General features: G+C 62.4%; 23 protein-coding genes. 12 read left to right on the top strand and 11 right to left on the bottom strand.

What is annotated here, in order from left to right; all coding sequences use genetic code 11:
• Positions 1 to 3: 3 nt before the first annotated feature.
• Together AC1RTP_RS24615 and AC1RTP_RS24610 are read right to left on the bottom strand one after the other, a co-directional pair.
• Positions 4 to 918, bottom strand: a complete 915-nt coding sequence (locus AC1RTP_RS24615; RefSeq protein ID WP_498611276.1) for a DMT family transporter — start codon at positions 916 to 918, stop codon at positions 4 to 6.
• A complete protein-coding gene (locus tag AC1RTP_RS24610; RefSeq protein ID WP_498611275.1) occupies positions 918 to 2,018 on the bottom strand; it encodes an aromatic ring-hydroxylating oxygenase subunit alpha in 1,101 nt (366 codons plus the stop codon). Before AC1RTP_RS24610 ends, AC1RTP_RS24615 begins: the two co-directional genes overlap by 1 nt.
• Positions 2,019 to 2,275: 257 nt before the next feature.
• Between AC1RTP_RS24610 and AC1RTP_RS24605 the strand changes: the two genes are divergently transcribed.
• The 6 genes from AC1RTP_RS24605 (at position 2,276) to AC1RTP_RS24580 (ending at position 6,556) form a co-directional block, all read left to right on the top strand.
• A complete protein-coding gene (locus AC1RTP_RS24605) occupies positions 2,276 to 2,515 on the top strand; it encodes an exodeoxyribonuclease VII small subunit (RefSeq protein ID WP_057262010.1) in 240 nt (79 codons plus the stop codon).
• Positions 2,512 to 3,402: a polyprenyl synthetase family protein gene (locus AC1RTP_RS24600; protein ID WP_498611274.1), complete on the top strand. Its 891-nt coding sequence runs from the start codon at positions 2,512 to 2,514 to the stop codon at positions 3,400 to 3,402. The genes AC1RTP_RS24605 and AC1RTP_RS24600 overlap by 4 nt, the downstream gene beginning before the upstream one ends.
• A 2-nt stretch (positions 3,403 to 3,404) precedes the next feature.
• The gene (gene dxs / locus AC1RTP_RS24595) at positions 3,405 to 5,273 is read left to right on the top strand and encodes a 1-deoxy-D-xylulose-5-phosphate synthase (protein WP_498611273.1); all 1,869 of its coding nucleotides are present in this window, start codon (positions 3,405 to 3,407) and stop codon (positions 5,271 to 5,273) included.
• A gap of 181 nt (positions 5,274 to 5,454) precedes the next feature.
• Positions 5,455 to 5,640: a hypothetical protein gene (locus AC1RTP_RS24590; protein WP_498611272.1), complete on the top strand. Its 186-nt coding sequence runs from the start codon at positions 5,455 to 5,457 to the stop codon at positions 5,638 to 5,640.
• Positions 5,641 to 5,681: 41 nt separating this feature from the next.
• Complete coding sequence (locus AC1RTP_RS24585) at positions 5,682 to 6,083, top strand: glutaredoxin family protein (protein WP_498611271.1); 402 nt, start codon at positions 5,682 to 5,684, stop codon at positions 6,081 to 6,083.
• 56 nt (positions 6,084 to 6,139) lie between these two features.
• The gene (locus AC1RTP_RS24580) at positions 6,140 to 6,556 is read left to right on the top strand and encodes a glutaredoxin family protein (RefSeq protein ID WP_498611270.1); all 417 of its coding nucleotides are present in this window, start codon (positions 6,140 to 6,142) and stop codon (positions 6,554 to 6,556) included.
• Between the two features lie 8 nt (positions 6,557 to 6,564).
• Here AC1RTP_RS24580 and AC1RTP_RS24575 read toward each other — a convergent pair whose 3' ends face one another.
• Together AC1RTP_RS24575 and AC1RTP_RS24570 are read right to left on the bottom strand one after the other, a co-directional pair.
• Positions 6,565 to 7,647 carry a hypothetical protein gene (locus AC1RTP_RS24575; RefSeq protein ID WP_498611269.1) on the bottom strand — a complete coding sequence of 361 codons (1,083 nt, stop codon included), beginning with the start codon at positions 7,645 to 7,647 and terminating at the stop codon, positions 6,565 to 6,567.
• A gap of 25 nt (positions 7,648 to 7,672) precedes the next feature.
• Positions 7,673 to 8,158 carry a hypothetical protein gene (locus AC1RTP_RS24570; protein WP_498611268.1) on the bottom strand — a complete coding sequence of 162 codons (486 nt, stop codon included), beginning with the start codon at positions 8,156 to 8,158 and terminating at the stop codon, positions 7,673 to 7,675.
• A gap of 66 nt (positions 8,159 to 8,224) precedes the next feature.
• Here AC1RTP_RS24570 and AC1RTP_RS24565 point away from each other — a divergent pair, with 66 nt between their 5' ends.
• On the top strand, positions 8,225 to 8,956 hold the full coding sequence (locus AC1RTP_RS24565; RefSeq protein ID WP_498611267.1) for a M48 family metalloprotease: 732 nt from the start codon (positions 8,225 to 8,227) through the stop codon (positions 8,954 to 8,956).
• On the opposite strand, the gene AC1RTP_RS24560 is transcribed toward AC1RTP_RS24565, so the two are convergent.
• Positions 8,942 to 10,162: an SGNH/GDSL hydrolase family protein gene (locus AC1RTP_RS24560; RefSeq protein ID WP_498611266.1), complete on the bottom strand. Its 1,221-nt coding sequence runs from the start codon at positions 10,160 to 10,162 to the stop codon at positions 8,942 to 8,944. The genes AC1RTP_RS24565 and AC1RTP_RS24560 overlap by 15 nt on opposite strands.
• A gap of 102 nt (positions 10,163 to 10,264) precedes the next feature.
• Here AC1RTP_RS24560 and AC1RTP_RS24555 point away from each other — a divergent pair, with 102 nt between their 5' ends.
• Entirely contained in the window at positions 10,265 to 11,161 is an 897-nt protein-coding gene (locus AC1RTP_RS24555) for a LysR family transcriptional regulator (protein WP_498611265.1), read from the top strand.
• Here AC1RTP_RS24555 and AC1RTP_RS24550 read toward each other — a convergent pair.
• Complete coding sequence (locus tag AC1RTP_RS24550; RefSeq protein WP_498611264.1) at positions 11,158 to 11,712, bottom strand: cob(I)yrinic acid a,c-diamide adenosyltransferase; 555 nt, start codon at positions 11,710 to 11,712, stop codon at positions 11,158 to 11,160. The genes AC1RTP_RS24555 and AC1RTP_RS24550 overlap by 4 nt on opposite strands.
• Positions 11,713 to 11,814: 102 nt before the next feature.
• On the opposite strand from AC1RTP_RS24550, the gene AC1RTP_RS24545 reads away from it, so the two are divergent.
• The 3 genes from AC1RTP_RS24545 to glcF are packed head-to-tail and all read left to right on the top strand — an operon-like array spanning position 11,815 to position 15,575.
• Positions 11,815 to 13,272 (top strand): FAD-linked oxidase C-terminal domain-containing protein, encoded by a 1,458-nt coding sequence (locus tag AC1RTP_RS24545; RefSeq protein WP_498611263.1) that lies wholly within the window; start codon positions 11,815 to 11,817, stop codon positions 13,270 to 13,272.
• A gap of 1 nt (position 13,273) precedes the next feature.
• A complete protein-coding gene (gene glcE / locus AC1RTP_RS24540; RefSeq protein WP_498611262.1) occupies positions 13,274 to 14,350 on the top strand; it encodes a glycolate oxidase subunit GlcE in 1,077 nt (358 codons plus the stop codon).
• A gap of 1 nt (position 14,351) precedes the next feature.
• The gene (glcF, locus tag AC1RTP_RS24535) at positions 14,352 to 15,575 is read left to right on the top strand and encodes a glycolate oxidase subunit GlcF (RefSeq protein ID WP_498611261.1); all 1,224 of its coding nucleotides are present in this window, start codon (positions 14,352 to 14,354) and stop codon (positions 15,573 to 15,575) included.
• Positions 15,576 to 15,579: 4 nt separating this feature from the next.
• Here glcF and AC1RTP_RS24530 read toward each other — a convergent pair whose 3' ends face one another.
• Genes AC1RTP_RS24530 through AC1RTP_RS24510 form a run of 5 tightly spaced genes read right to left on the bottom strand, consistent with a single transcriptional unit; the run spans position 15,580 to position 22,298 of the window.
• Positions 15,580 to 16,563 (bottom strand): response regulator, encoded by a 984-nt coding sequence (locus AC1RTP_RS24530; RefSeq protein WP_498611260.1) that lies wholly within the window; start codon positions 16,561 to 16,563, stop codon positions 15,580 to 15,582.
• Entirely contained in the window at positions 16,560 to 19,613 is a 3,054-nt protein-coding gene (locus AC1RTP_RS24525) for an MHYT domain-containing protein (protein ID WP_498611259.1), read from the bottom strand. Before AC1RTP_RS24525 ends, AC1RTP_RS24530 begins: the two co-directional genes overlap by 4 nt.
• Positions 19,614 to 19,626: 13 nt before the next feature.
• Complete coding sequence (locus AC1RTP_RS24520) at positions 19,627 to 20,112, bottom strand: glutathione peroxidase (RefSeq protein WP_498611258.1); 486 nt, start codon at positions 20,110 to 20,112, stop codon at positions 19,627 to 19,629.
• Positions 20,112 to 21,248: a PilT/PilU family type 4a pilus ATPase gene (locus tag AC1RTP_RS24515; protein WP_498611257.1), complete on the bottom strand. Its 1,137-nt coding sequence runs from the start codon at positions 21,246 to 21,248 to the stop codon at positions 20,112 to 20,114. Before AC1RTP_RS24515 ends, AC1RTP_RS24520 begins: the two co-directional genes overlap by 1 nt.
• 6 nt (positions 21,249 to 21,254) lie before the next feature.
• Positions 21,255 to 22,298 (bottom strand): type IV pilus twitching motility protein PilT, encoded by a 1,044-nt coding sequence (locus AC1RTP_RS24510; protein ID WP_498611256.1) that lies wholly within the window; start codon positions 22,296 to 22,298, stop codon positions 21,255 to 21,257.
• A gap of 57 nt (positions 22,299 to 22,355) precedes the next feature.
• Here AC1RTP_RS24510 and AC1RTP_RS24505 point away from each other — a divergent pair, with 57 nt between their 5' ends.
• Positions 22,356 to 23,063, top strand: coding sequence for a YggS family pyridoxal phosphate-dependent enzyme (locus tag AC1RTP_RS24505; RefSeq protein ID WP_498611255.1), 708 nt, complete (start codon positions 22,356 to 22,358; stop codon positions 23,061 to 23,063).
• Positions 23,064 to 23,065 lie beyond the last annotated feature (2 nt).

Below are 23,065 nucleotides of genomic sequence, written 5' to 3'. Positions count from 1 at the left end.
TCCTTATACTTCGCTGGCAATCGGGTCGGTTTCGGAAATGGCTTTGCCACGTTCCGTGCTGCGCGTATTGTAGAACGTTGCCGCTACACCGGACAGCAGGATGATCGCCATGCCCACCCAGCTTAACCAGCCGAAGCTATCGCTGAATAAAAGTACGCCCCAGAAGCTGGAGAACACAATGCCGGTGTACTGCAGGTTGGCGACCACCAGCGTTTTGCCGAGGCGGTAGGCGCGCGTCATCGCGACTTGCGCTGCGGTGGCGCACAGGCCGAGACCCAGGATCAGCAGCAAGCTGCGTGTGTTGTCCAGTGCATGCCAGTGCCAGCCGCTTTCCAGCACATGCCCGGTGGTGCCGGCCAAGAAATTGGTTACGCTGAAGAAGAACACCACGCGCGATTCCGGTTCGCCCGCCAGTCCCAGCTTGCGCACCTGCATATACGCCATGGCCGACAGCACGGAAGAACCGAGCGCCATCAGGGCAGGACCCAGCTGGTTGGAATCGAACGCCGGCTGCAGCAGGCAGGTGACGCCGACAAAGCTCATGCCGACCGCCACGATCAGCGGCCATTCGACGCGGTTTTTCTGGTGCCACCAGCCATGGCCGAACAGCCAGACAGCGATCCAGATCGGCGCCATGTAATTGAGCGTCATGGCCGTGGCCAGGGGAAGCTTGGCGATGGTGTAGTACCACATCCAAAGGGAAATCACGCCGACCGCGCCGCGCCACAAGTGGGCCAGCGGCATGGTGGTCTTGAGGGTGCCGCCTTGCAGGCGCAGCATGGTGAACAGGATCACCATGCCGATGATCCCGCGGTACATCACCATTTCGGAAACGCTGAATTCATCGGACGCCAGTTTTACGCACACCCCCATGGCGGCGAACAGGAAACTGGCAACTAGCATCCAGAGTGATTGCATCAGACTTCCAGTTTGCTCCGGTACCACTCATGGAAGTGCTGCATGCCGTCTTCCATCGGTGACTGGTAAGGGCCGGCATCGTTTTCGCCGCGTTCCATCAGGATCTTGCGGCCGGCATCCATGCGGGCGCCGATTTCATCGTCCTCGACGCAGGTTTCCATGTAGGCCGCGCGCTCTGCTTCGATGAATTCGCGCTCGAACAGCACGATTTCTTCGGGATAGTAGAACTCCACCACATTGCGGGTGCGGTTCGGCCCTTCCGGCCACAGGGTCGAAACCACCAGCACGTGCGGGTACCACTCGACCATGATGTTCGGGTAGAGGGTGAGCCAGATTGCGCCGTGCTTGGGCGGTTCGCCGTTGCGGAACTTGAGCAGCTGCTCGTGCCACTTCTGGTAGGTGTCGGAGCCGGACTTTTTCAGGCCGCGGTTCACGCCCACGGTCTGCACGCTGTAGTCCTGGCCGAATTCCCACTGCAGGTCGTCGCATGTGACAAAGCTGCCCAGGCCCGGGTGGAAGGGCTCGACGTGGTAATCCTCCAGGTAGACCTCAATAAAGGTCTTCCAGTTGTAGTCGCAGTGGTGCACTTCCACGTGGTCCAGCATATAGCCGCTGAAATCCAGGTCCTTGGTGACGGACATGGACTTGAGCTTGTCCATCACGTTGTAACCATTTTGCTCGAACAGCAGTCCATTCCAGTTTTGTAGCTGGACTTTTGGCAGGTTCAGGCATGGGGTATCCGGGAAGTGCGGTGCGCCAATCAGCTCGCCCTTCAGGTCATAGGTCCAGCGGTGCAGCGGACAGACGATGGTCTCCGCATTGCCGCGGCCATTGAACATCAGCGCCTGGCGGTGACGGCAGACGTTGGACAGCAGTTCGATACCCTGGGCGTTACGCACCAGCATGCGGCCTTCATTTTCAGCCGCCAGCGTGGCAAAGTCGCCGACGTTCGGCACCATCAGCTCGTGGCCGACGTACCTTGGGCCTTTCTTGAACAGTTCCTGCATTTCACGCTGCAGAAGCGTTTCGTCAAAATAGACGTTGACCGGAAGTTGCGCGTTCGAACGCGCCAGCTTGGCGTGGCTACCCAGATCGGACATCCAAACCCCCCTTAATTAAAACCAAACCAAGAAGAGAAAGATCCGTAAAGACCTGAATTCAGATAATAAAAACGGTATTTCGGACAGAACCGGAGATTATAGCGCGAAATAGGCTATCTTCGCTGAACTTTCTCGGGCAGGGCGCCAGGCAGCCAATGTGAAAGTAATTGCAACGATTTCGCCGTATTAGAGCCCGCTTTTTAGACCGAATACAGGAGTTTGTTCTAAAATAGCGGGCTACACTAAAGTTATACGACATGTCCAAGAAAATGAATGCGCCTGCCACCTTCGAGGAAGCGATGGCCGAACTGGCCCAATTGGTCAGCCAGATGGAAGCCGGCCAGTTGCCGCTGGAAGCTTCGGTGGCCGCCTATGCCCGCGGTTCTGAACTGGTGAAATTCTGCGCGGGCCAGCTCGACAAGGTCGAAGCCCAGGTGAAAGTGCTGGAAGGCGATATGCTCAAGCCCTTCGCTGAAGGCGAGGAGGCTGCCCAATGAGCGCATCATTCCAGGATTGGATGAAGACCATCCAGGCCGGCATGGAGCAGGACCTGTCCTCCTACCTGCCTGCCGAAGACGTTGTTCCGGCCAAGCTGCACGCCGCCATGCGCTACGCCGTGCTCGATGGCGGCAAGCGCGTGCGCCCGTTGCTGGTGCATGCCGCCGGTGCGCTGTCCGGCGCCGATGCGCAGGCCCTGAGCCGCGCCGCCGCCGCACTGGAAATGATCCACGCTTATTCGCTGGTGCATGACGACATGCCCTGCATGGACGACGACGCGCTGCGCCGTGGTAAGCCGACCGTGCACGTGGCCTATGACGAAGCAACAGCGCTGCTGGTCGGCGATGCGCTGCAGGCGCAAGCCTTCGGCGTGCTGGCCGGCGTCGATTCGGTGCCGCCGCAACGCCTGGTCGGAATGCTGCGCCTGTTGGCTGATGCCGCCGGTTCCGCCGGCATGTGCGGCGGCCAGGCGATCGATTTGGACAGCGTTGGCATCAGCCTGACGCTGGAACAGCTGGAGCGCATGCACCAGCTGAAAACCGGTGCGTTGCTGCGCGCCTCCGTCGTGCTGGGCGCGATGGCGGGTAAAGATTTGACGGAAGCCGAGCTGGCGGCGCTGCACGATTATTCGCGCGCCATCGGCCTGGCTTTCCAGGTGGTCGACGATGTGCTCGACGCCACGGCCGATTCGGCCACGCTGGGCAAGACGGCAGGCAAGGATGCGGCGGACAACAAACCGACCTACGTATCCATCCTGGGCCTGCAACCGTCGATCGCCCTGGCGGAAAAATTGCGGCAGGATGCGCACGCCGCGCTGGCGCCCTTCGGAGAACAAGCTCTGCGCCTGCGTGAACTCGCGGACCTGATCGTGCAGAGGAAAGCTTAAAAATGAAACTGCTTGACACCATTAATAACCCTGCGGATCTGCGCAAGCTGGGCCGCCACCAGCTGACGCCACTGGCCGAGGAACTGCGTACATTCCTGCTCGATTCCGTATCGAAGACCGGCGGCCACCTGTCGTCCAACCTCGGCACGGTGGAACTGACCGTCGCGCTGCACTATGTGTTCAACACGCCGCAAGACCGCATCGTGTGGGACGTGGGCCACCAGACCTACTCGCACAAGATCCTGACCGGCCGCCGCGACCAGTTCCACACGCTGCGCCAGCTGAACGGCATTTCCGGCTTCCCGCGCCGCGTCGAATCGGAGTACGACACCTTTGGCACCGCCCACTCTTCGACCTCGATTTCTGCTGCGCTGGGCATGGCCATGGGCGCCAAGATCAAGGGCGAGCACCGCCACGCGATCGCCGTGATCGGCGACGGTTCCATGACCGCCGGCATGGCGTTCGAGGCGCTGAATAATGCCGGCGTGGAGAAGGACTGCAACCTGCTGGTGATCCTGAACGACAACGATATGTCGATCTCGCCGCCGGTCGGTGCTTTGAACCGCTACCTGGCGCGCCTGATGTCGGGCCAGTTCTACGCTGCCTCCAAGGATATCGCCAAGTCCGTGCTGCCAGGCCCGCTGCTGGAAGTTGCCCGCCGCCTGGAAGAACACGCCAAAGGCATGGTGGTTCCTGCGACGATGTTTGAAGAACTGGGCTTTAACTACATCGGCCCGATTGATGGCCACGACCTTGATTCGCTGATCCCGACGCTGGAGAACATCAAGCAGCTGAAAGGCCCGCAGTTCCTGCACGTGGTGACCAAGAAGGGCCAGGGCTACAAGCTGGCCGAGGCCGAGCCTATCCTGTACCACGGCACCGGCAAGTTCAATCCGGCCGAAGGCATCAAGCCGGCACTGGCGCCGGCCAAGAAAACCTACACCGAGGTGTTCGGCGACTGGCTGTGCGACATGGCCAAGGCCGACAAGCGCCTGGTCGGCGTGACGCCAGCCATGCGCGAAGGCTCGGGCATGGTGCGCTTCGATAAAGAATACCCGGACCGCTACTTCGACGTCGGCATCGCCGAGCAGCACGCGGTGACGTTCGGCGCTGGCCTGGCCTGCGAAGGACTGAAGCCTGTGGTGGCTATCTATTCGACCTTCCTGCAGCGTGGCTACGATCAACTGATTCACGACGTGGCGCTGCAAGACCTGGACGTGACCTTTGCGCTGGACCGCGCAGGCCTGGTGGGCGCCGACGGCGCAACCCACGCCGGCAACTACGACCTGGCTTACCTGCGCTGCATCCCGAACATGGTGGTGATGGCGCCGTCCGACGAAAACGAATGCCGCCAGATGCTGACCACGGCCTATCACTACCCAGGCCCGGCAGCGGTGCGCTATCCGCGCGGCGCCGGCATTGGTGCGGCGCTCGAGCAGGAACTGACTTCGCTGCCGCTCGGTAAAGGTGAAATCCGCCGCAAAGGCCAGAAGATCGCCATCCTGGCCTTCGGCTCGATGGTGGCGCCTTCGCTGGCCGCTGCCGAACTGCTGAACGCCACCGTGGCCAATATGCGCTACGTGAAGCCGCTGGACGTGGAACTGGTCAAGCAGCTGGCTGCTGACCACGACTACCTGGTGACGGTGGAAGAGGGCTGCATCATGGGCGGCGCCGGCGCAGCCGTGGCGGAAGCCCTGGCTGCCGAGGGCATCACCAAGCCAATCCAGATGCTTGGCCTGCCGGATAAATTCGTCGACCACGGCGACCCGGCCAAGCTGCTGGCGCTGGTGGGCCTGGATGCTACCGGCATCGCCGCCTCGATCAAGGCTCGCTTCGGCGACGAACCACGCCTGGTGGTCAATAACGGCTGATTCGGGGCCACTTAGGAAAGACGGCGCATTCGGCGCCGTTTTTTTTGCTTGCGTGTTGCAAGTGTTGCAAAATTTCTTCGTTACCAACAATTAGCTTGATGCAAAGAAACTACTTCGTTATTGTAGCTCCGGCAAATGATTGTCATTTGTTTAATGTTGCTATCAATTAAGGAGGAAGTGAATGTTCAAGAAAATCGGTCTGTTCATCTTCGCAGTAGGCCTGTCCGCTGGTGCCTTTGCTACGACCCGTGATTATGCATCGTGCATGGAAGCTTGCGATATCGCCATGGACAACTGCCTGGACAACGGCGGCTACTGGGCAAGCTGCCGCGCCGACCTGTTCGCCTGCCGTAAACGCTGCTCCTAAGCGTTGCCCCGTAACCGTCACCCAACTCGCTGGAAGGCACGATGATCAAGCATTTGAAAACCTTGGGCGGCTATGCCCTGATCCTGGCTGCCGGACTGGCCGTCGGCGTGGCGGTTGCAAAAGCGCCTGCCTTGTTCAAGAAAGAGTATGTGCAGGGCGATTACACCGCCTATCTCACGGAGCATAAGGCCAAGGTGGTGTTGTACGGCACCGAGACTTGTCCTTACTGCGCCAAAGCGCGCGCCTACTTCAAGGAGAATGGCATTGCCTATGCCGACCTCGATGTCGGCAAGCCTGGCCAGGTGCGCGACGAATTCGTGAAGCTGGGCGGCGGCGGCGTGCCCATGCTTCTGATCGGCGACCGCCGCATCGAGGGCTTCAAGCCGTCCTCGATTAACGACGCGTTGAAAGCGGACGCCGAAAAGGTAGCGGCCCGCAACTGATCCAGGGGCGGTGCATGGTGGTATGCTGGATGCCTTATCTTCCCGGGGAGGTAGCCGTGAAAGCTGCAGCATTTGCCGCAATCCTGCTCACCGTGAGCGGCGCCTGTTTTGGCCAGGTGCCGCCGGCTTCGATCAAGCTGCCGACAATGGAGGATGCTCCGGCGCCTGCTCCTGCGCAGGCGAAGGCCAAGGCCCGCACTTCGGCGGGGCGCCAGAAACATGCCGCCGGCGCGCTGCCGGCCAATATGCCGTATATCGTGATGTACGCTACCGCCACCTGCCCATATTGCGCCCAAGCGCGCACCTACATGGCGGGGCGCGGCATTCCCTACGAAGAACGTAACGCCGACGGCTCGCGTGAGTTCCGCCAGCACGGCGGTCGCGGCGTCCCCCTGTTCGTCGTCGGCTCCGAAGTGGTGCAGGGCTTCAGCCCCGCGGCCCTGGATGCAGCGATCTGGCGCGCCGCGCCTTAACCTTAGCCTTAAGGCAGGCGCGCCAGGCGCAGCGTCGGCGCTTCCTTGTCGGTTGCGTCCAACGTAATCGCGTAGCGGCCTGCGGTTTCCACTTTCAGGTGCAGGCGCTTGCCTCGCTTTGCCAATGGCGTGGCGCCGCCTTCGGTCAGTTGCTGGCCGGCCTGTGCAGCGCCAAGGCTGATCGCGGCCAGGCCGCGCGTGCCGGCATTAAGGAAGTGCAAGCCTTTGCCCAATTCCAGTTCGGTCGTATAAATGCCTTCCCCGGCCTTTTGCAAAGGGACGCGCGCTGTCTTGTTGTTCAAGGTGCCGATCAGGAACAAGTTTTGCAGCCACGGATCTGCCTTCTCTTCGGGCGTTAGTTCCGGTGCGTAGTGCAGCACAATGCGCGCATCGTTCGACCATTCTGGTTCTGCAATTGGCGTTTCGAAGCTGAAGTCGCGCACTTCGATTGGGCCGCGCCGTTCGCCATCGATGATTTCCGCGCCGTCGAGCGCACGCAGGCTGGCGAAGGGGAACTTCATCTTTTCTTTGTGTACGGTGACGTTGCACCAATTCGGCGTCAAAGTCAGGGTATTGATGAAGAGGTTCATCATCAGGCCCATTTCTTTCTTGGCGATAGCGACCATCACCTGGCACTCCAGGCGCAAGTCTCCAAGGCGACGCACGTTATCCGGCAGGCCCGGCGTGCGGATTTCGGGACGGCCATTCAGTACGCCTTTCCTGCGGTTCAGGATCAAGTCTGCATCGTCATCGATTGCGGATTGCACGCGCGGCATGGTGAAGGTGCCATCCGTCGCCACCGGCACGGGAATCGGGTCGCCGTTGCTGACAATGCGCAGGTAGAGCGCATCGCCCGCCGGCAGTTCCGCACCGCCGCGCGCCGCCAGGCGGAAACGCAATTCCGGCACCGCTGGCGCCAGCGCATGATGCTCCTGGAACGCATCAAGCCCCGCCACCACGGCGCGATAAGAGCGCATATCGGGATTCTTCACGCCCTGTACTTCGACGCTCGGCGTCGCGTCCTGGGCTACCGCACCACCGGCCGCAAACGCCAGCGCGATGGCAAAAACACATTGTTGAATTTTTCGCATCTGCCAAGTCTAGCAGAGCGGCGATTCAGAGTGGACCGCGGAATAAGGCGAGGCGCAGTTTGCGTTTGACCTGTTTAAGCACCAATCGCGTTTGGAGGAAATCCACGCCGTCGCCTGCGACTTCGCTTTCTTCCTCGAGAGGCGCGCCCCTGGCGGCCATTGCCCTCAGCGTGCGGGCGGCCAGCGCCAGGTCGAAGGCAATTTCCGGCTGTTGCGTGCGCAGGCTATCGAGCACCTTTGCGGCGGCGGTGTAGGCGTTCTGTTGCGCAGTGGCGGAAAATTCCAGCGTAAGCGAATAGTATTCGCATCCACCATGCTCCAGGCGCAGCACCTCGCCCGAGGGCAGGCGCAGGGTTTCGAGCGCCGTGGTCGGCGCTTGAGCGGTGAAGGTATGGATGCCGGGAGCGGCTTTCGGGAACATCGGCGTTGGTTCGCTGCGCACGCAGCCATCCTGCGCCGCAGCATGAGCCGCAATCATGATGCTCGCTGCGAAGACAATCATTTTCCTCATATCTTGTAGATGCTCCTGGCGTCGCCTAGATTGGTATAAATAGTTTATGTTAAACGGAGCCGGGAAATGCGCTGCTTATCGCTCCTTCTGCTGCTTGCGGCGCAAGCGGCCGCGCAAGTGCCGGATTCCGGTCGCTGGCAGGAGCTTCGCTTTCCGGTCGAGGAAGTAGGGCAGCTCTCCGAAGATCATTATATCGAGCAGACCGTGACGTTGGCTGCTGCCGGTCAACTTGACCGCGATCGCGCGCTGCTCGGCCGCGCACAACGGATTGCCGATGGCTTGATCAGTGTCGCCACCGCGCTCAAGCCTGAGGCGGCGGATTGGAAATGGGAAGTCCATGTCACCGGCGACGCTTCAGTGGAGGCGGAAAGCCAGGCTGGCGGCAAGCTGTTGGTCGGCAGCCTGTTTGTCGACCGTCTTGGCCTGGATGATGGCGAACTGGCTGTTTTGCTGGCCCATGAAATAGCCCACATCGTCGCCGAACATGAACGCGAGACCTTGTCGGAGGCGCTGCTGGACAGCCGCCGTGACTTGCCGCTGGATGTGGTCAGCGAACGGCTAGCCTCCGACATCCCGTTGCAATTGCGGCTGTCGAAATTATCGGCAATCCAGGAGCGCGAGGCCGACCAATTGGGAATGCTCATCGCCTTCCGCGCAGGCTGGCCGTGTTCCGCCATGCTGCGCTTCTACAGCAAACTCGCCGCCGACTCCACCGCCCCCGCCATCCTCACCAGCCACCCCAGTGGCATGACCCGCCTCAGCCTGGCCAAGGGCATGTCCCGGCTACTTGGCGATTAGGGCAGCTGCCCTTGCCATCTCTGCGTACCCAGCATCGCCTGGATGCAGGTGGTCGCCAGAGTCGAAGTCCGGGTTCAGGCGTGACGGATGCTCGGGGTCGCGCAACTGGCGGTCGAAATCGATGACCGTATCGAATTCTCCGCTATTCCGAATCCATTCGTTCAACTCGCGGCGTACTTCGTCCTTAAGCCGCGAGAAATGGCCGGAATAAGGTGTGCCCTGCAATGCACCTTCGAATGGAAGCAGGGTGCCGCCCACGATCCGGACCTGTCGTGCATGAGCGGCAGCAATCAGCTTGCGGAAGCCAGCGATCATCGCTTGGGTGCTTGCCGGCTGCTCGTTCGGAGCAAATGCGCTGCCGGGCCAACCAATATCGTTAATGCCAAGCAGGACGATGACGGTGTCCACGCCGGGCTGAGACAGGACATCCCGCTCGAAGCGCGCCACGGCGTTTTCGCCCATGCCATCGCTCAATAAGCGCGCACCGGAGATGCCGGCATTGACGATGGCGACGTCCTTCAGTTGTTCGGCGAGTTGGTCCGGCCAGCGGCGATTGCGATCCGGCGTGGAACCGTTGCCATCGCTGATCGAATCGCCAAGGACGACAACGGTGCGGCGATCCTGGCTGTCCACCTGTACCGCGGTCAGGAATGCTCGCCCAGTCAGTTCCTGTGCGCCCGGCAGGCTGGAAGCTGCCACGTGGTTACCAGATAAAACGAAGGTGGTTTGCTGCGCGCCCCAGTGAAAGGTCGTCACCGGAGTGCGCCCTGGAAGCCAAGTCGATATGGACAGCCGCTGGCGCGCCGCCACTGGTATCACGGCTGCATCGCTGGTGACCGATTCCCCTGGCGCCATCGTGACGCCGCGCTGACCGGAAAATGTCAGGGACACGCTGCTGCCATCTTGAAGCGAAGTTGCGACGCGCAAGGGCTCGTCCAGCGTCATGGCGACGCGCGCTTCGCCAATCACTAACGGTGTGCTGCCATAGCGGTTCGAATAACTCACGCGAATCCGCTGGCCTCCGACGCTGGTGCGAACGACTTCCCGGACGGTCTGGCTGTCGAATGCGGCCGGCATCATGGTCGGCAGGACAAATTCGGCGCCCCAGCTGGGCATTGGTGCTGCATACCATGTCGTGCGCCATTGTGTAGCCTGTGCGGCGCCTGCAGCCAGAGCGGCCACGAACAACAAGAACATACGTTTCATGAGGATTCTCCAAATTGGTTCCGGTTTGGAGATCGTGATTCATTCTTAAGTGGACTGGAAGATTGGAAAATGGAATATAGTTAAGTCCAAAATGGAATAAATATGGACACTTTACGTTCCCTCCAATGCTTCGTGCGTGCTGTCGAACTGGGTACCTTTTCGGCTGTCGCCCGAGAGCAAAGCACCACCCAATCCAATATCAGCAAGATTGTCGCCGCGCTGGAAGATGAACTTGGCGTGCGACTGCTCGAACGAAGCACATCGAGCTTGTCTCCTACCATGCCGGGCCGTCGTTTTTACGAGCGCGCCCGCGGCGTGCTGGAGGAATACGCCGACGCCGTGGCAGATGCGCGAGGAAAGACCGCTGCAGCAACCGGCCTGCTTCGCATCAACGCTCCAGTCGCCTTGGGCCAGTTTTGCCTGAATGGATTTGTGCAGGACTTCCTGCGGCAATACGCCGGCATCGAAGTGGAGCTTATTCTCAACGACCGCATCGTCGATTTGGTGGAAGAGGGAGTAGACATTGCGGTGCGGCTGGGACCTGAGCTGCCGCCGAATGTCATTGCGCGGCGCGCCGGTGCTTCGCCGCGCTTGCTGGTTGCAGCGCCCAGCTACCTGAAGTCTCGCGGCACACCGCAGACGCCCGAGGACTTGGCATCCCACGAGTACATCCGGTTTGCCTGGGCGAATGCCGGCAACGAAATTGAACTGTCGGATGGTGAAAAAGGCGTGACGATTGCCACGAATGGCCGCTACCGCATCAACAACGCGTTGGCCATCCGCGATGCGCTGGTCGCGGGTGGCGGCATTGGATTATGTCCGGAATGGCTCGTACAGGACCTGCTGGCCCAGCGCAAGCTACGCCGGGTTTTGCGCCATTGGCAAGGACAGGAGCAGGAACTGAACCTGATCTATCCCAGCCGCCGCTATCTGCCGCACCGGGTGCGGCTCATGCTGGATTACCTGCAGCAGCGGTTCGCCGCGCAGGGCGGGTTTTAGCCGCGCTTGCGGTCGTGGTGCCAGAGTACGTCGCTGCCGCCGGCGAAGCGGTTCAGGACGCGGGCCAGGACGAACAGCAGGTCGGACAAGCGGTTCACGTACTGGCGCGGGAAGTCGTGGATGGTTTCCACTTTGCCCAGGGTGACGATGGCGCGCTCGGCACGGCGGCACACGGTGCGGCATACGTGGGAGACCGAAGCGGCGCGGGAGCCGGCCGGCAGGATGAATTCCGTCAGCGCAGGCAGGGTGGCGTTGTACTTGGCCAGCAGCGCGTCCAGGCGCTCGACGTGTTCTTCCTTGATCATCTGATAACCGGGAATGCACAGCTCTCCGCCCAGGTCGAACAGGTCGTGCTGGATCGAGACCAGCTCTTCGCGCAGGTCGTCCGGCAGAGGTTCGGCCAGCAGTACGCCCAGGTTGGAGTTGAGCTCATCGACTTCGCCGATGGCCTGGATGCGCACATTGTCCTTGTCCACGCGCGAGCCGTCGCCCAGGCCGGTGGTGCCTTTGTCGCCCGTGCGGGTGGCGATTTTCGAGAGTCGATTACCCATTGCAGCCTCTATTTGTCAATAACGGTGGCAGGATACGACAAATTACCATTGGTTGGGAGGGGAATTCGCTGCCATATCTGTATTTAAACTTACAATGGTTTAATGAATAACAGCGAAGCCTTCGTGGCCGCCCTGCGCGCGGCCTTGCCGCTTTCCAGCGTGCTGTCCGAAACGGAAGATACCCGTCCCTATGAGTGCGACGGCTTGTCGGCCTATCGCCAGCTTCCGATGGCCGTGGCCTTGCCGGCCGACGAGGCGCAGGTGCTGGCGGTTCTGAAGGTTTGCAGGGAGTTCAACGTGCCTGTCGTGCCGCGCGGCGCAGGCACCGGCCTGTCCGGCGGCGCCATGCCGATCGAGAACGGGGTGGTCCTCTCCACCGCGCGCATGAACCAGGTGGTGCGCATGGATGCCTATTCGCGCACCGCCGTCGTGCAGCCGGGCGTGCGCAACCTGGCGATTTCCGAAGAGGCCGAGCAGCATGGCCTGTACTACGCGCCCGACCCCTCATCGCAGATCGCCTGCACCATCGGCGGCAACGTGGCGGAAAACTCGGGCGGCGTGCATTGCCTGAAATACGGACTGACGGTGCACAACGTGCTGCGCGTGCGCATGGCGACCATCGAGGGCGACGTGGTGGAGCTGGGAAGCGAGGCGCTTGATGCGCCGGGGCTGGATTTGCTGGCAGCCTTCATCGGTTCCGAGGGCATGCTGGGCATCGTCACCGAGGTGACCGTGAAGCTGGTGCCCAAGCCTGCAACGGCGCGCGTGATCATGGCGTCTTTCAATGAGATCGGCGCCGCTTGCAGCGCAGTGGCTGCCGTGATCGCGGCCGGTATCATCCCGGCCGGAATGGAAATGATGGACCGCACCTCCTCGCGCATGGTGGAGCCCTTCGTGCACGCCGGCTACGATACCGACGCGGCAGCCATCCTGCTATGCGAAGCCGATGGAACGGCCGACGAGGTGGAGGAGGAAATCGCTCGCATGACGGCGGTGTTGCAGGCGGCCGGCGCCAGTGCCGTGCAGGTATCGGGCAGTGAAGCGGAGCGGCTGAAGTTCTGGTCGGGCCGCAAGAATGCCTTCCCGGCGGCGGGCCGCATTTCTCCGGACTACTACTGCATGGATGGCACCATCCCGCGCAAGCAGCTGGCGCGCGTGCTGCTCGGCATCGAGCAGATGGAAGCCAGGTATGGCCTGCGTTGCGCCAATGTCTTCCACGCCGGCGACGGCAACCTGCATCCGCTGATCCTGTTCGACGCCAACCAGCCGGACGAGCTGCATCGCGCGGAAGCCTTCGGCGCCGAGATCCTGGCACTGTGCGTGGAAGTGGGCGGCACCATCACCGGCGAGCATGGCGTGGGCATCGAGAAAATCGATTCAATGTGCGCGCAGTTCAGCGATGCTGAGCTGGCTGCCTTCTTTGCGGTGAAGCATGCATTCGATCCCTTAGCGCTGCTGAATCCGAACAAGGCCATTCCAACCTTGAACCGCTGTGCGGAATTCGGCAAGATGCATGTGCGTGCGGGCCGTCTGCCGTTCGCCGGATTGCCGAGGTTCTGAGATGAATGCGATCCTCGAACAATTCCGCGCCCGCATCCAGGCTGCCGGCGCCGACGGCACGCGCTTGCTGCTGCGCGGCGGCGGCACCAAGGATTGGTACGGCCAGAACGTCGTCGGCGACGTCTTTGACACGCGCGCTTATGCGGGCGTGGTTGAATACGAGACGAGCGAGCTGGTGGTGACGGCGCGTTGCGGCACGCCGCTGGCGGAGATCGAGGCCTTACTGGCGCAGAACGGGCAGATGCTGGCGTTCGAGCCGCCGCGCTTCGGCGCCGGGTCGACGATTGGCGGCGTAGTGGCCAGCGGGCTGTCCGGGCCGCGCCGTGCTTCGTCGGGAGGCTTGCGTGATTTCGTGCTGGGCGCGCAGCTGATGGATGGCCGCGGCGAGCTGCTTTCCTTCGGCGGTCAGGTGATGAAGAATGTGGCCGGTTACGACGTATCGCGGTTGCTGGCTGGCTCCCTTGGGACCTTGGGGCTGATCACGCAGGTGTCGCTGAAGGTGCTGCCGGTTCCATTTTGTGAGGCAAGCACTTGCTTCGAACTGGACGAGATTTCTGCGTTGCGGCGCATGAACGAATGGGCGGGCCAGCCGTTGCCGGTGTCGGCGACATGCTGGCATAAGGGCTTGCTGACGGTGCGGCTGTCGGGAGCGCAGGCCGCGGTCAAGGCGGCCTTGTCGCGCATGGGCGGCGAGTCGGTGTCTGATGGCGATGCTTTCTGGATCGCCTTGCGCGACCAGCAGGCTGACTTCTTCTCCGGTGCAGAGGCTGGCGCGGCCGAACTGTGGCGGCTTTCTGTGCCAAGCGCCGCCAGCGCGCTGGTGATGCGCGGCGAGCAGTTGATCGAGTGGGGCGGGGCGCAGCGCTGGTTGCGCGTGGATAGCGGCGTGGCGGAAGATATCCGGCGTGTAGCGGCGGCGGCCGGCGGCCACGCCACGCGCTACCGGGTGGAGAGCGAGGACCTTGGCGCAGGCGTCGGCGCCTTCCATCCATTGGCGCCGGCCATCGCGCGTATCCATGAACGGCTCAAGGCCGCCTTCGACCCGGAAGGCATTTTCAACTGCGGCCGCATGTACTGATATGCAAACGAACTTGGCAGATTTCATCAAGGGCACGCCTGAGGGCGACGAGGCGGAAGCGATCCTGCGCGCTTGCGTGCATTGTGGTTTTTGCACGGCGACGTGTCCGACCTACCAGTTGCTGGGCGATGAGCTGGATGGGCCGCGCGGGCGTATCTACCTGATCAAGCAGGTGCTGGAAGGCGCGCCGGTGACGGCCAGCACGCAGTTGCACCTGGACCGCTGCCTGACTTGCCGTAATTGCGAAAGCACTTGTCCGTCGGGCGTCAAATATGGCCGCCTGGCCGATATCGGCCGCAAGGTGGTGGAGCAGCGCGTGCCGCGCAAGCTTCCCGATCGCATCAAGCGCTATGTGCTGAAGGAGGCATTACCGCGCCGATGGCTGTTCGAGTCGGCGCTGCGTGCGGGCCAGTTGCTCAAGCCCCTTCTTAGCAAGCCTTTGCAGGACAAGCTGCCGCCACGCCCGGCACCGGCCATGTGGCCGACGCGCGAGCATGCGCGCAAGATGCTGGTGCTGGATGGCTGCGTGCAACCTGGCCTCGCGCCCAATATCAATTCAGCCACCGCGCGCGTGCTCGATGCACTTGGCGTGCAGCTCGTTGCCGCGCCGGGTGCTGGCTGCTGCGGCGCGCTGCGCTTCCACTTGAACGCCCAGGATGCTGCCCTGGATGACATGCGTCGCAATATCGATGCATGGTGGCCGTATGTGGAAACGGCGGAAGCCATCGTGATGACCGCTTCCGGCTGCGGCGTTACGGTCAAGGAGTACGGCCATCTGCTGGCGCACGACAGCGCCTATGCAGCCAAGGCGGCGCGCATATCGGACATGACGCGCGACTTGAGCGAAATACTGCCGGCGTTCGAGGCCGAGCTGGCGCCGCTCGTGCGCGCACGCGAGGGCGCACCGGTGGCATGGCATCCGCCTTGCACCCTGCAGCATGGTCAGCAAATCCGTGGCAAAGTCGAAGGACTGCTGCGCGCGCTGGGCGTGGAAGTAAAGATGTGCCGCGATGCGCACTTGTGCTGCGGTTCGGCGGGCACTTATTCGTTGCTGCAGCCGGAACTATCGCAGCAACTGCGCGACCGCAAGCTCGCCAACCTGGCCGATACCGGCGCCGGGCGCATCGTATCGGCCAATATCGGCTGCATCGGCCACCTGCAATCGGGTACGGCAACACCGGTCGAACACTGGATCGAGCTGGTCGACCGCGCCCTAAGAGACTAAGGGCTCAGCGCTCCGCCCACTTGTCCATAATCTGCGTCACCTCGGGCAGCATGTCGAGGAACAGGTCCACCAGCCGCGCCTCGAAATGGAGGCCGCGCTGGTCGCGCATCCACGCACACGCATCCTCCAGCTTCCAGGCCGCTTTGTAGGGCCGGACAGAAGTCAGCGCATCGAATACATCGGCCACTGCGACAATGCGCCCCGCAAGCGGGATGTCCTCGCCGGCCAGGCGGTTGGGATAGCCGCTGCCGTCCCACTTTTCATGGTGCGACAGAGCCACGTCGTGCGCCATCGCCAGCATGCCGCCTTCGTGCTGGCCGATGATATGCGCCCCGATGCCGGGATGGTTTTGCATGATCAGGTATTCCTCCGGAGTCAGGCGCCCCGGCTTTTGCAGGATATTGTCGGGGATGCCGATCTTGCCGATATCATGCATCGGCGCCGCAATGAACAAATCCTCCGCTTCCTGCTCGTCGAAACCGGCCGCAATGCCAAGCAGGCGCGCGTAATGGCTCATGCGGATCACGTGCAGGCCGGTCTCGTTGTCCTTGTACTCGGCTGCCAGGCCAAGCCGCTGTACGATGGCCAGCCGGCTCGCGCGCAACTCCTCCATGCGGACCATCGACAGGTGCAGCTTGACGCGCGCCTTCACCACGGCCGGGCTTAAAGGCTTGCTGATGAAGTCCACCGCGCCAGCCTCGAAGCCATCCACCTCGTCCGCCGCATCGGTCAGCGCCGTCACGAAAATGACGGGGATGCCGGCGGTGGCGGGATTGGCTTTCAGCACCCGGCAGACGTCGTAGCCTGTCATCTCGGGCATCATCACGTCAAGCAGGATTAGGTCGGGCTTCTCATTGACCGCCAGCTCGATCGCGCGCGCTCCGTCCTTGGCGAACAGCAGCCGGTACTGGTCCTGCAGGACCTGGCGCAGCAACTGGAGGTTGGTCGATTCGTCATCGACGGCCAGCACCGTGGCTTGTCGGGTCATGGTTTATCCTTTTGCGAGTCCATGCATTCATCGAGTAGCGCTTGCAGGGCGGTGCTCGCAGCGGTGAAATCGAAGTCGTCCAGCGCACGCTGCAAAGTCTGCAGGCGTTCGCCGGCGACGCAGCCGTGCAAGGCTTCAGCCAGGGCAGCCATTTCCTTCTGGTCGAAGCTGCCGCGCTCCAGCGATTGCAGCATTTCGTCGCCCAGTGCGCGCACGTACTCCAGGTCCATCTCGGCAAGGTTCGCGGCCGGCGCTGCCGTGCCGGCGTCGGCGCCGGCGGCGACGGAGCGCTGGCGCGTCGCCGCGTCGTTCGCCCACACGGCAGCCAGCGCGTCCGACAGCCGCTGCACGGCCAGGTCCAGCAGCGCGGGCAATTCCGCTCGTCCGTCCGGGGCCTGCAAACTGCGTTCAAGCCGCCAAAGCGCGTCCGCCAATTGTTCCATGCCGAGGTTGGCGGCGGCGCCACGCATGCGGTGCGCCATTGTGGCGCAAGCTGCGTGCTGGCCTGCCGCCAAACAGGCCTTGAGCTCCTGCGCCGCCCCTTCGTGATCGTGGGCGTAGCGCCGCAAGGCGCGCTGATAGGCGTCTTGCTGTCCGGCCCAGCGCGCCAAACCTTGTTCGAGGTCCAGCACCATGCCGCGTACCGGCATCGGAGCCGGGGCCAGTTGCGGCGCGCCGGCCGGCATGCCCAGCACGCGCGCCAGTTCCTGTGTCAGCACCGCCACGTCCACCGGCTTGGTGGTAAAGCCGTCCATGCCCGCATCGCGCGTGGCTTCGCGGTCGCGTTCCAGCACGCTGGCGGTCATGGCGATGACGGGCGTACGTTCGCGTCCCTGCGCGGCTTCGTCGGCACGGATGCGGCGCGTGGCTTCCAGGCCATCCATACCCGGCATCTGCACATCCATCAGGATGGCGTCGAACTTCGCTTCGGAGGCCAGTTGCGCCGCAATGGCGCCGTCGCTGGCGCCGGTGACGGTGTGGCCTAGCTTGGCCAGCAGCAGCAACAGGACTTCCAGGTTTTGCGGCACGTCGTCGGCCGCGAGAATATGCATTGGCGGCAGCGGGGTAGGCGCTGCGGCGCTGCGCACCGCCTCGTCGCGCGCCGCCAGCAGCGGCAAGCGGACGTGGAAGGTACTGCCTTTACCTGGCATGCTCTCGGCCCGCAGCGTACCGCCCATCAGCTCGACGAGCTGCTTGCAGATGGTGGTTCCTAATCCCGTTCCGCCGAAGCGCCGGTTCATCGAAGCATCCGCCTGGACGAAGGGTTCGAAGATTGCCTGCATGCGGTCCGGCGCAATGCCGATGCCGGTGTCTGTGATGGCGAAATGCACCATGCGGCGTTCGCCTTCGCGCTCAAGGCTGGCCGACAGCGACACCTCGCCCTGGCTGGTGAATTTGATGGCGTTGTCCATCAGGTTGGTCAGCACCTGCCGCACGCGCAACTCGTCGCCGTGGATCCAGTTCGGCAGGGCAGGATCGTAGTGCAGGGACATCGTCAAGCCTTTGGCCTTGGCTGCGTTGCCCATGGTGGACGACAATTCGTCCGACAGCGCAAGCAGGCTGAAATCGTGCAGCTCCAGCTCCACCGCCCCCTTATCCAGCTTGGCCGTGTCGAGGATGGCGTTCAGGAGGCGCAGCAGGGCGCGGCCGGCATTGCGCACCGTATCGAGGTGGCGCCGCTGCACCGCCGTCAGCTCGCCGTGCAGCAGCACGTCGGTGAAGCCGAGAATGGAATTCATCGGCGTACGGATTTCGTGGCTCATATTTGCCAGGAAGGCGGCGCGTGCAGCCGCGGCCTGCTCTGCGCGCTCCTTGGCGATGCGCAGGTCCTGCTCCATCAGGCGCCGGTTGCTGATATCCAGTACCACGCCGTCCAGCAGTTCCACTTCGCCGCTCGGGCCCAGCACCACGTTGCCATTGCCCCAGAACCAATGGATGCTGCCGTCGCGGTGGATGATGCGGTATTCGAGCGTGAAGGGGCGGCGCTGTTCGACTGCCGCCAGCGCACCTTGCCGTACCGACGGCCAATCTTCCGGATGTACCAGTTCCCCGAACAGGCGTTGGGGCGGATCGCCCAGGAATTCGGCGGCCGGATAGCCGGTCATGGTCTCAATGGCGTCGCTCACGAACACCAGCGGCCAGCCGGGGGCATTGCGGCAGCGGAAGGTGATGCCGGGGATATTCGCGATCAGTGTGCGCAGCTGTTCTTCGCTGGCGCGCAGCGCCTGTTCCAGGTCGCTCACATGGTGGAACAGGATGCGGTAGCGCAGCATGCCGTTGGCCGATACCACCAAAGCCGTCAGCAGGGCCGTCGTCATCGTCACTGCCAGCGCCAGGAAGCCTGCATTGGCAATCCCGCTGGCGGGATCGAGGGGAACGCGGCCGACAAAGCGCGCCGCAGCCATGCCGGTGTAATGCATGCCCGCGATGGCGCAGCCCATGATCACGCCCGCTATCAGCACGCTGCCGCCGTCGCTCAGTCGGCCGCGCAGGCCCTGCAGGCCAAAGCGCACCCAGAGCGCCAGGGTTGCCAGCGCCACCGCCACCACGATGGAGAGCGCAAACATCCACGGGTCGTAGCGCAGTTGCAGCGCCGAACGCAGGGCGGCCATGCCGGTGTAGTGCATGGCGCCGATGCCGGCGCCGACCAGTACGCCGCCCACCAGCAGGTTGCGCAAGTCGATCCGCTTGCGGCTAAGCAGGGAGAGGGCGACAGTGGAAGCGCCGATACTGGGCAGCATCGACAAGAGTGTGATGACGGGATCATAGGAAACCGGCGTGCACAGGTTAAACGCCAGCATGCCGATGAAGTGCATGGCCCATACGCCGCTGCCCAGGGCCAGGCTGCCGGTCACCAGGGTGGCGAAGCGCAGCGCGGGCCTGCCGGCGCGCGCGGCCTGGCCGGCCATTTGCAGGCCCATGGCGGAGGAAAAGCTGGCTACCAGCACGGACAGCATCACCAGCCAGGGATCATAAATCCCGTAGGTGAGTAGCGCCGGGTCCGCGGGCGGTGAAAATAGCTGGATCAAATACAGCTTGACCTCGCCCATGGCGGCGCTCTCCTTATTGCGCTATCAGTTTCCTGATGTCGTCCACCAGCTCGGCCGGCTTGGTGGTCGTGGCGTAGCGGTCGTGGATGGTGCCGTCCTTACGCACCAGGAATTTGGTGAAGTTCCACTTGATGCTTTCCGTGCCCAGGATGCCCGGCGCATTCTTTTTCAGGTGCTGGTACAGCGGGTGGGCGTTGTCGCCATTGACGTCGATCTTGGCGAAGACCGGAAAGGTCACACCATAGTTCTTTTCGCAGAATGCCCCGATCTCCTCCGCATTGCCGGGCTCCTGCTGGCCGAACTGGTTGCAGGGGAAGCCCAGTACCTCGAACGGCTGGCCGGCGAACTCCTTGTGCAATTCCTCCAGCCCCTGGTACTGCGGCGTGAAGCCGCACTTGCTGGCGGTGTTCACGATCAGCAGCACCTTGCCCTTGTATTGCGACAGGTCGACCGGCTGGCCGGACAGGCTGTCGGCGCTGAAATCGTAAACAGTCGTCATCAGATGATCCCCAGGTGCTCGGTACCGGCGGCCAGGTCGCGGTTCTTCGCTTCCTTCGATTCCAGCTTGATGGCCAGGCGCAGGTCGTTGACCGAGTCCGCATTGCGCAGCGCATCTTCATACGTGATGGCGCCCGCTTCGTACAGGTCGAACAGCGCCTGGTCGAAGGTCTGCATGCCCAGTTCGCGCGAGCGCTTCATCAGCTCCTTGATCTCGTGCACATGACCCTTGAAGATCAGGTCCGCGATCAGCGGGGAGTTGAGCATGATTTCCACCGCCACGGCGCGGCCCTTGGCATCTTTTTTCGGGATCAGGCGCTGCGAGATCATGCCCTTCAGGTTCAGCGACAAGTCCATCAGCAGCTGCTGGCGGCGCTCTTCCGGGAAGAAGTTGATGATACGGTCCAGCGCCTGGTTGGAGCTGTTGGCGTGCAGGGTGGCCAGGCACAGGTGGCCGGTTTCGGCGAAGGCGATCGCGTGGTCCATGGTCTGACGGTCGCGGATCTCACCGATCTGGATCACGTCCGGCGCCTGGCGCAGGGTGTTCTTCAGCGCGATTTCCCAGTCCTCGGTATCGACGCCCACTTCGCGCTGCGTGATGATGCAGTTGCGGTGCGGGTGCACGAATTCGACCGGGTCTTCAATGGTGATGATGTGGCCGTGGCTGTTTTCGTTGCGGTGGCCGACCATGGCCGCCAGCGTGGTCGACTTACCGGAACCGGTCGCGCCGACCATGATCACCAGGCCGCGCTTGGACATCACCACGTCCTTCAGGATCGGAGGCAGGCCCATTTCGTCGAACTCGGGGATCGAGCTGTTGATGGTACGCAGCACCATGCCCACGCAGCTCATTTGCACGAAGGCCGAGACGCGGAAACGTCCCAGGTCCCCCGGACTGATCGCGAAGTTGGCTTCCTTGGTCTGCTCGAAGGAAGCGGTCTGCTTGTCGTTCATGATCGAGCGGGCCAGGTCGGACGTGTGGGCCGGCGTCAGCGCCTGGGCCGAGACGGGCGTCATCTTGCCGTCGATCTTGATGGCCGGCGGGAAGCCGGCGGTGATGAACAAGTCCGAACCTTTTTTGCTGACCATCAGGCGCAGCAGGTCGAACATGAATTTTGATGCCTGGTCGCGTTCCATGTTTTATCAGCCTGGGAAGTTGTCTGGGATCTTGGCGGCGGCGCGTGCTGCGGCCGACGAGATCATGTTGCGGCGGATCAGGTCCGTCAGGTTCTGGTCCAGCGTCTGCATGCCGACGTTGTTACCAGTCTGGATCGCGGAATACATCTGCGCGATCTTCGCTTCGCGGATCAGGTTACGGATAGCCGGGGTGCCGACCATGATCTCGTGAGCGGCGACGCGGCCGGAACCGTCCTTGGTCTTCAGCAGGGTCTGGGAAATAACGGCCTGCAGCGACTCGGACAGCATGGCGCGCACCATTTCTTTTTCTTCGGCCGGGAACACGTCGATGATACGGTCGATGGTTTTCGCGGCCGAGGAGGTGTGCAGGGTGCCGAACACCAGGTGACCGGTTTCCGCGGCCGACAGCGCCAGGCGGATGGTTTCCAGGTCTCGCAATTCGCCCACCAGGATCGCGTCCGGGTCTTCGCGCAGCGCCGAACGCAGCGCGTTGTTGAAGGACAGCGTATGCGGACCCACTTCGCGCTGGTTGATCAGGCACTTCTTCGATTCGTGCACGAATTCGATCGGGTCCTCGATCGTCAGGATGTGGCCGTACTCGTTTTCATTGAGGTGGTTGATCATCGCCGCCAGTGTGGTCGATTTACCGGAGCCGGTCGGACCGGTCACCAGCACCAGGCCGCGCGGCTTCATGGCGAAATCGGCGAAGATCTTTGGCGCATTCAATTCTTCCAGCGACAGGATCTTGGAAGGAATGGTACGCAGCACGGCTGCTGCGCCGCGCTCCTGGTTGTAGGCGTTGACGCGGAAACGCGCCAGGCCCGGAATGGCGAACGAGAAGTCGCATTCCAGCATCTCTTCATATGCCTTACGCTGGCCGTCGTTCATGATGTCATAAATCATGCCGTGCACGTCTTTGTGCTCAAGCGGCGGCAGGTTGATGCGGCGCACGTCGCCGTGCACGCGGATCATCGGCGGCAAACCTGCAGACAGGTGCAAGTCGGATGCCTTGTTCTTGACGGAGAATGCGAGAAGTTCGGAAATGTCCATTTATAATCCCTGTGCTTTTTCAATAGCCAAAAAAGCTTGGCCCTGTCTCATTCGATTATGTCCACAATAGCCCAGAACTTGCAAGTTGTTACTGAAGCAATTAACGTTGCCGCGCACGAAGCGCAGCGTGCGCCCAACGATGTCCTGCTGCTGGCCGTTTCCAAGACCTTTCCGGCGCAGGCAGTGTACGAGGCCGTGCTGGCGGGCCAGCGCGCTTTCGGCGAAAACTATGTGCAGGAAGGCGTGGACAAAGTCCAGCAACTGGCGAAGATGCGCGGCTGCACGCCGCTCGAGTGGCATTTTATCGGACCAATCCAGAGCAATAAGACGCGTCTTATAGCGGAAAACTTCGATTGGGTGCACACGATTGAACGCGAGAAGATTGCCCAGCGTTTGAGCGAACAGCGGCCTGAAGGCCTGCATCCCATGCAGGTGTGCATCCAGGTCAATACCAGCGGGGAGGCCAGCAAAAGTGGCGTGCTGCCCGCCGACGCGGCAGCGCTGGCCCGTACCGTGGCCGCGCTGCCGCGCCTTGTCTTGCGCGGCTTGATGGCCATCCCCGAGCCGGAAGACGATTTCGACAAGCAGCGCGCGGCCTTCCGCGTGCTGCGTGAACTCTACGAACAATTGCGCGCCGAAGGCATTGCGCTCGATACCCTGTCGATGGGCATGTCGGCCGATATGCGGGCTGCCATCCATGAAGGCGCGACCATTGTGCGCGTCGGCACGGCCATCTTCGGCGCGCGCGATTACAACAAAGGATAAGA

This window comes from Pseudoduganella sp. GW821-FHT11H04 (assembly GCF_058807935.1).
The sequence above is the reverse complement of the archived record's forward strand: the minus strand, read 5'-3'. Positions and strand labels throughout refer to the sequence as shown.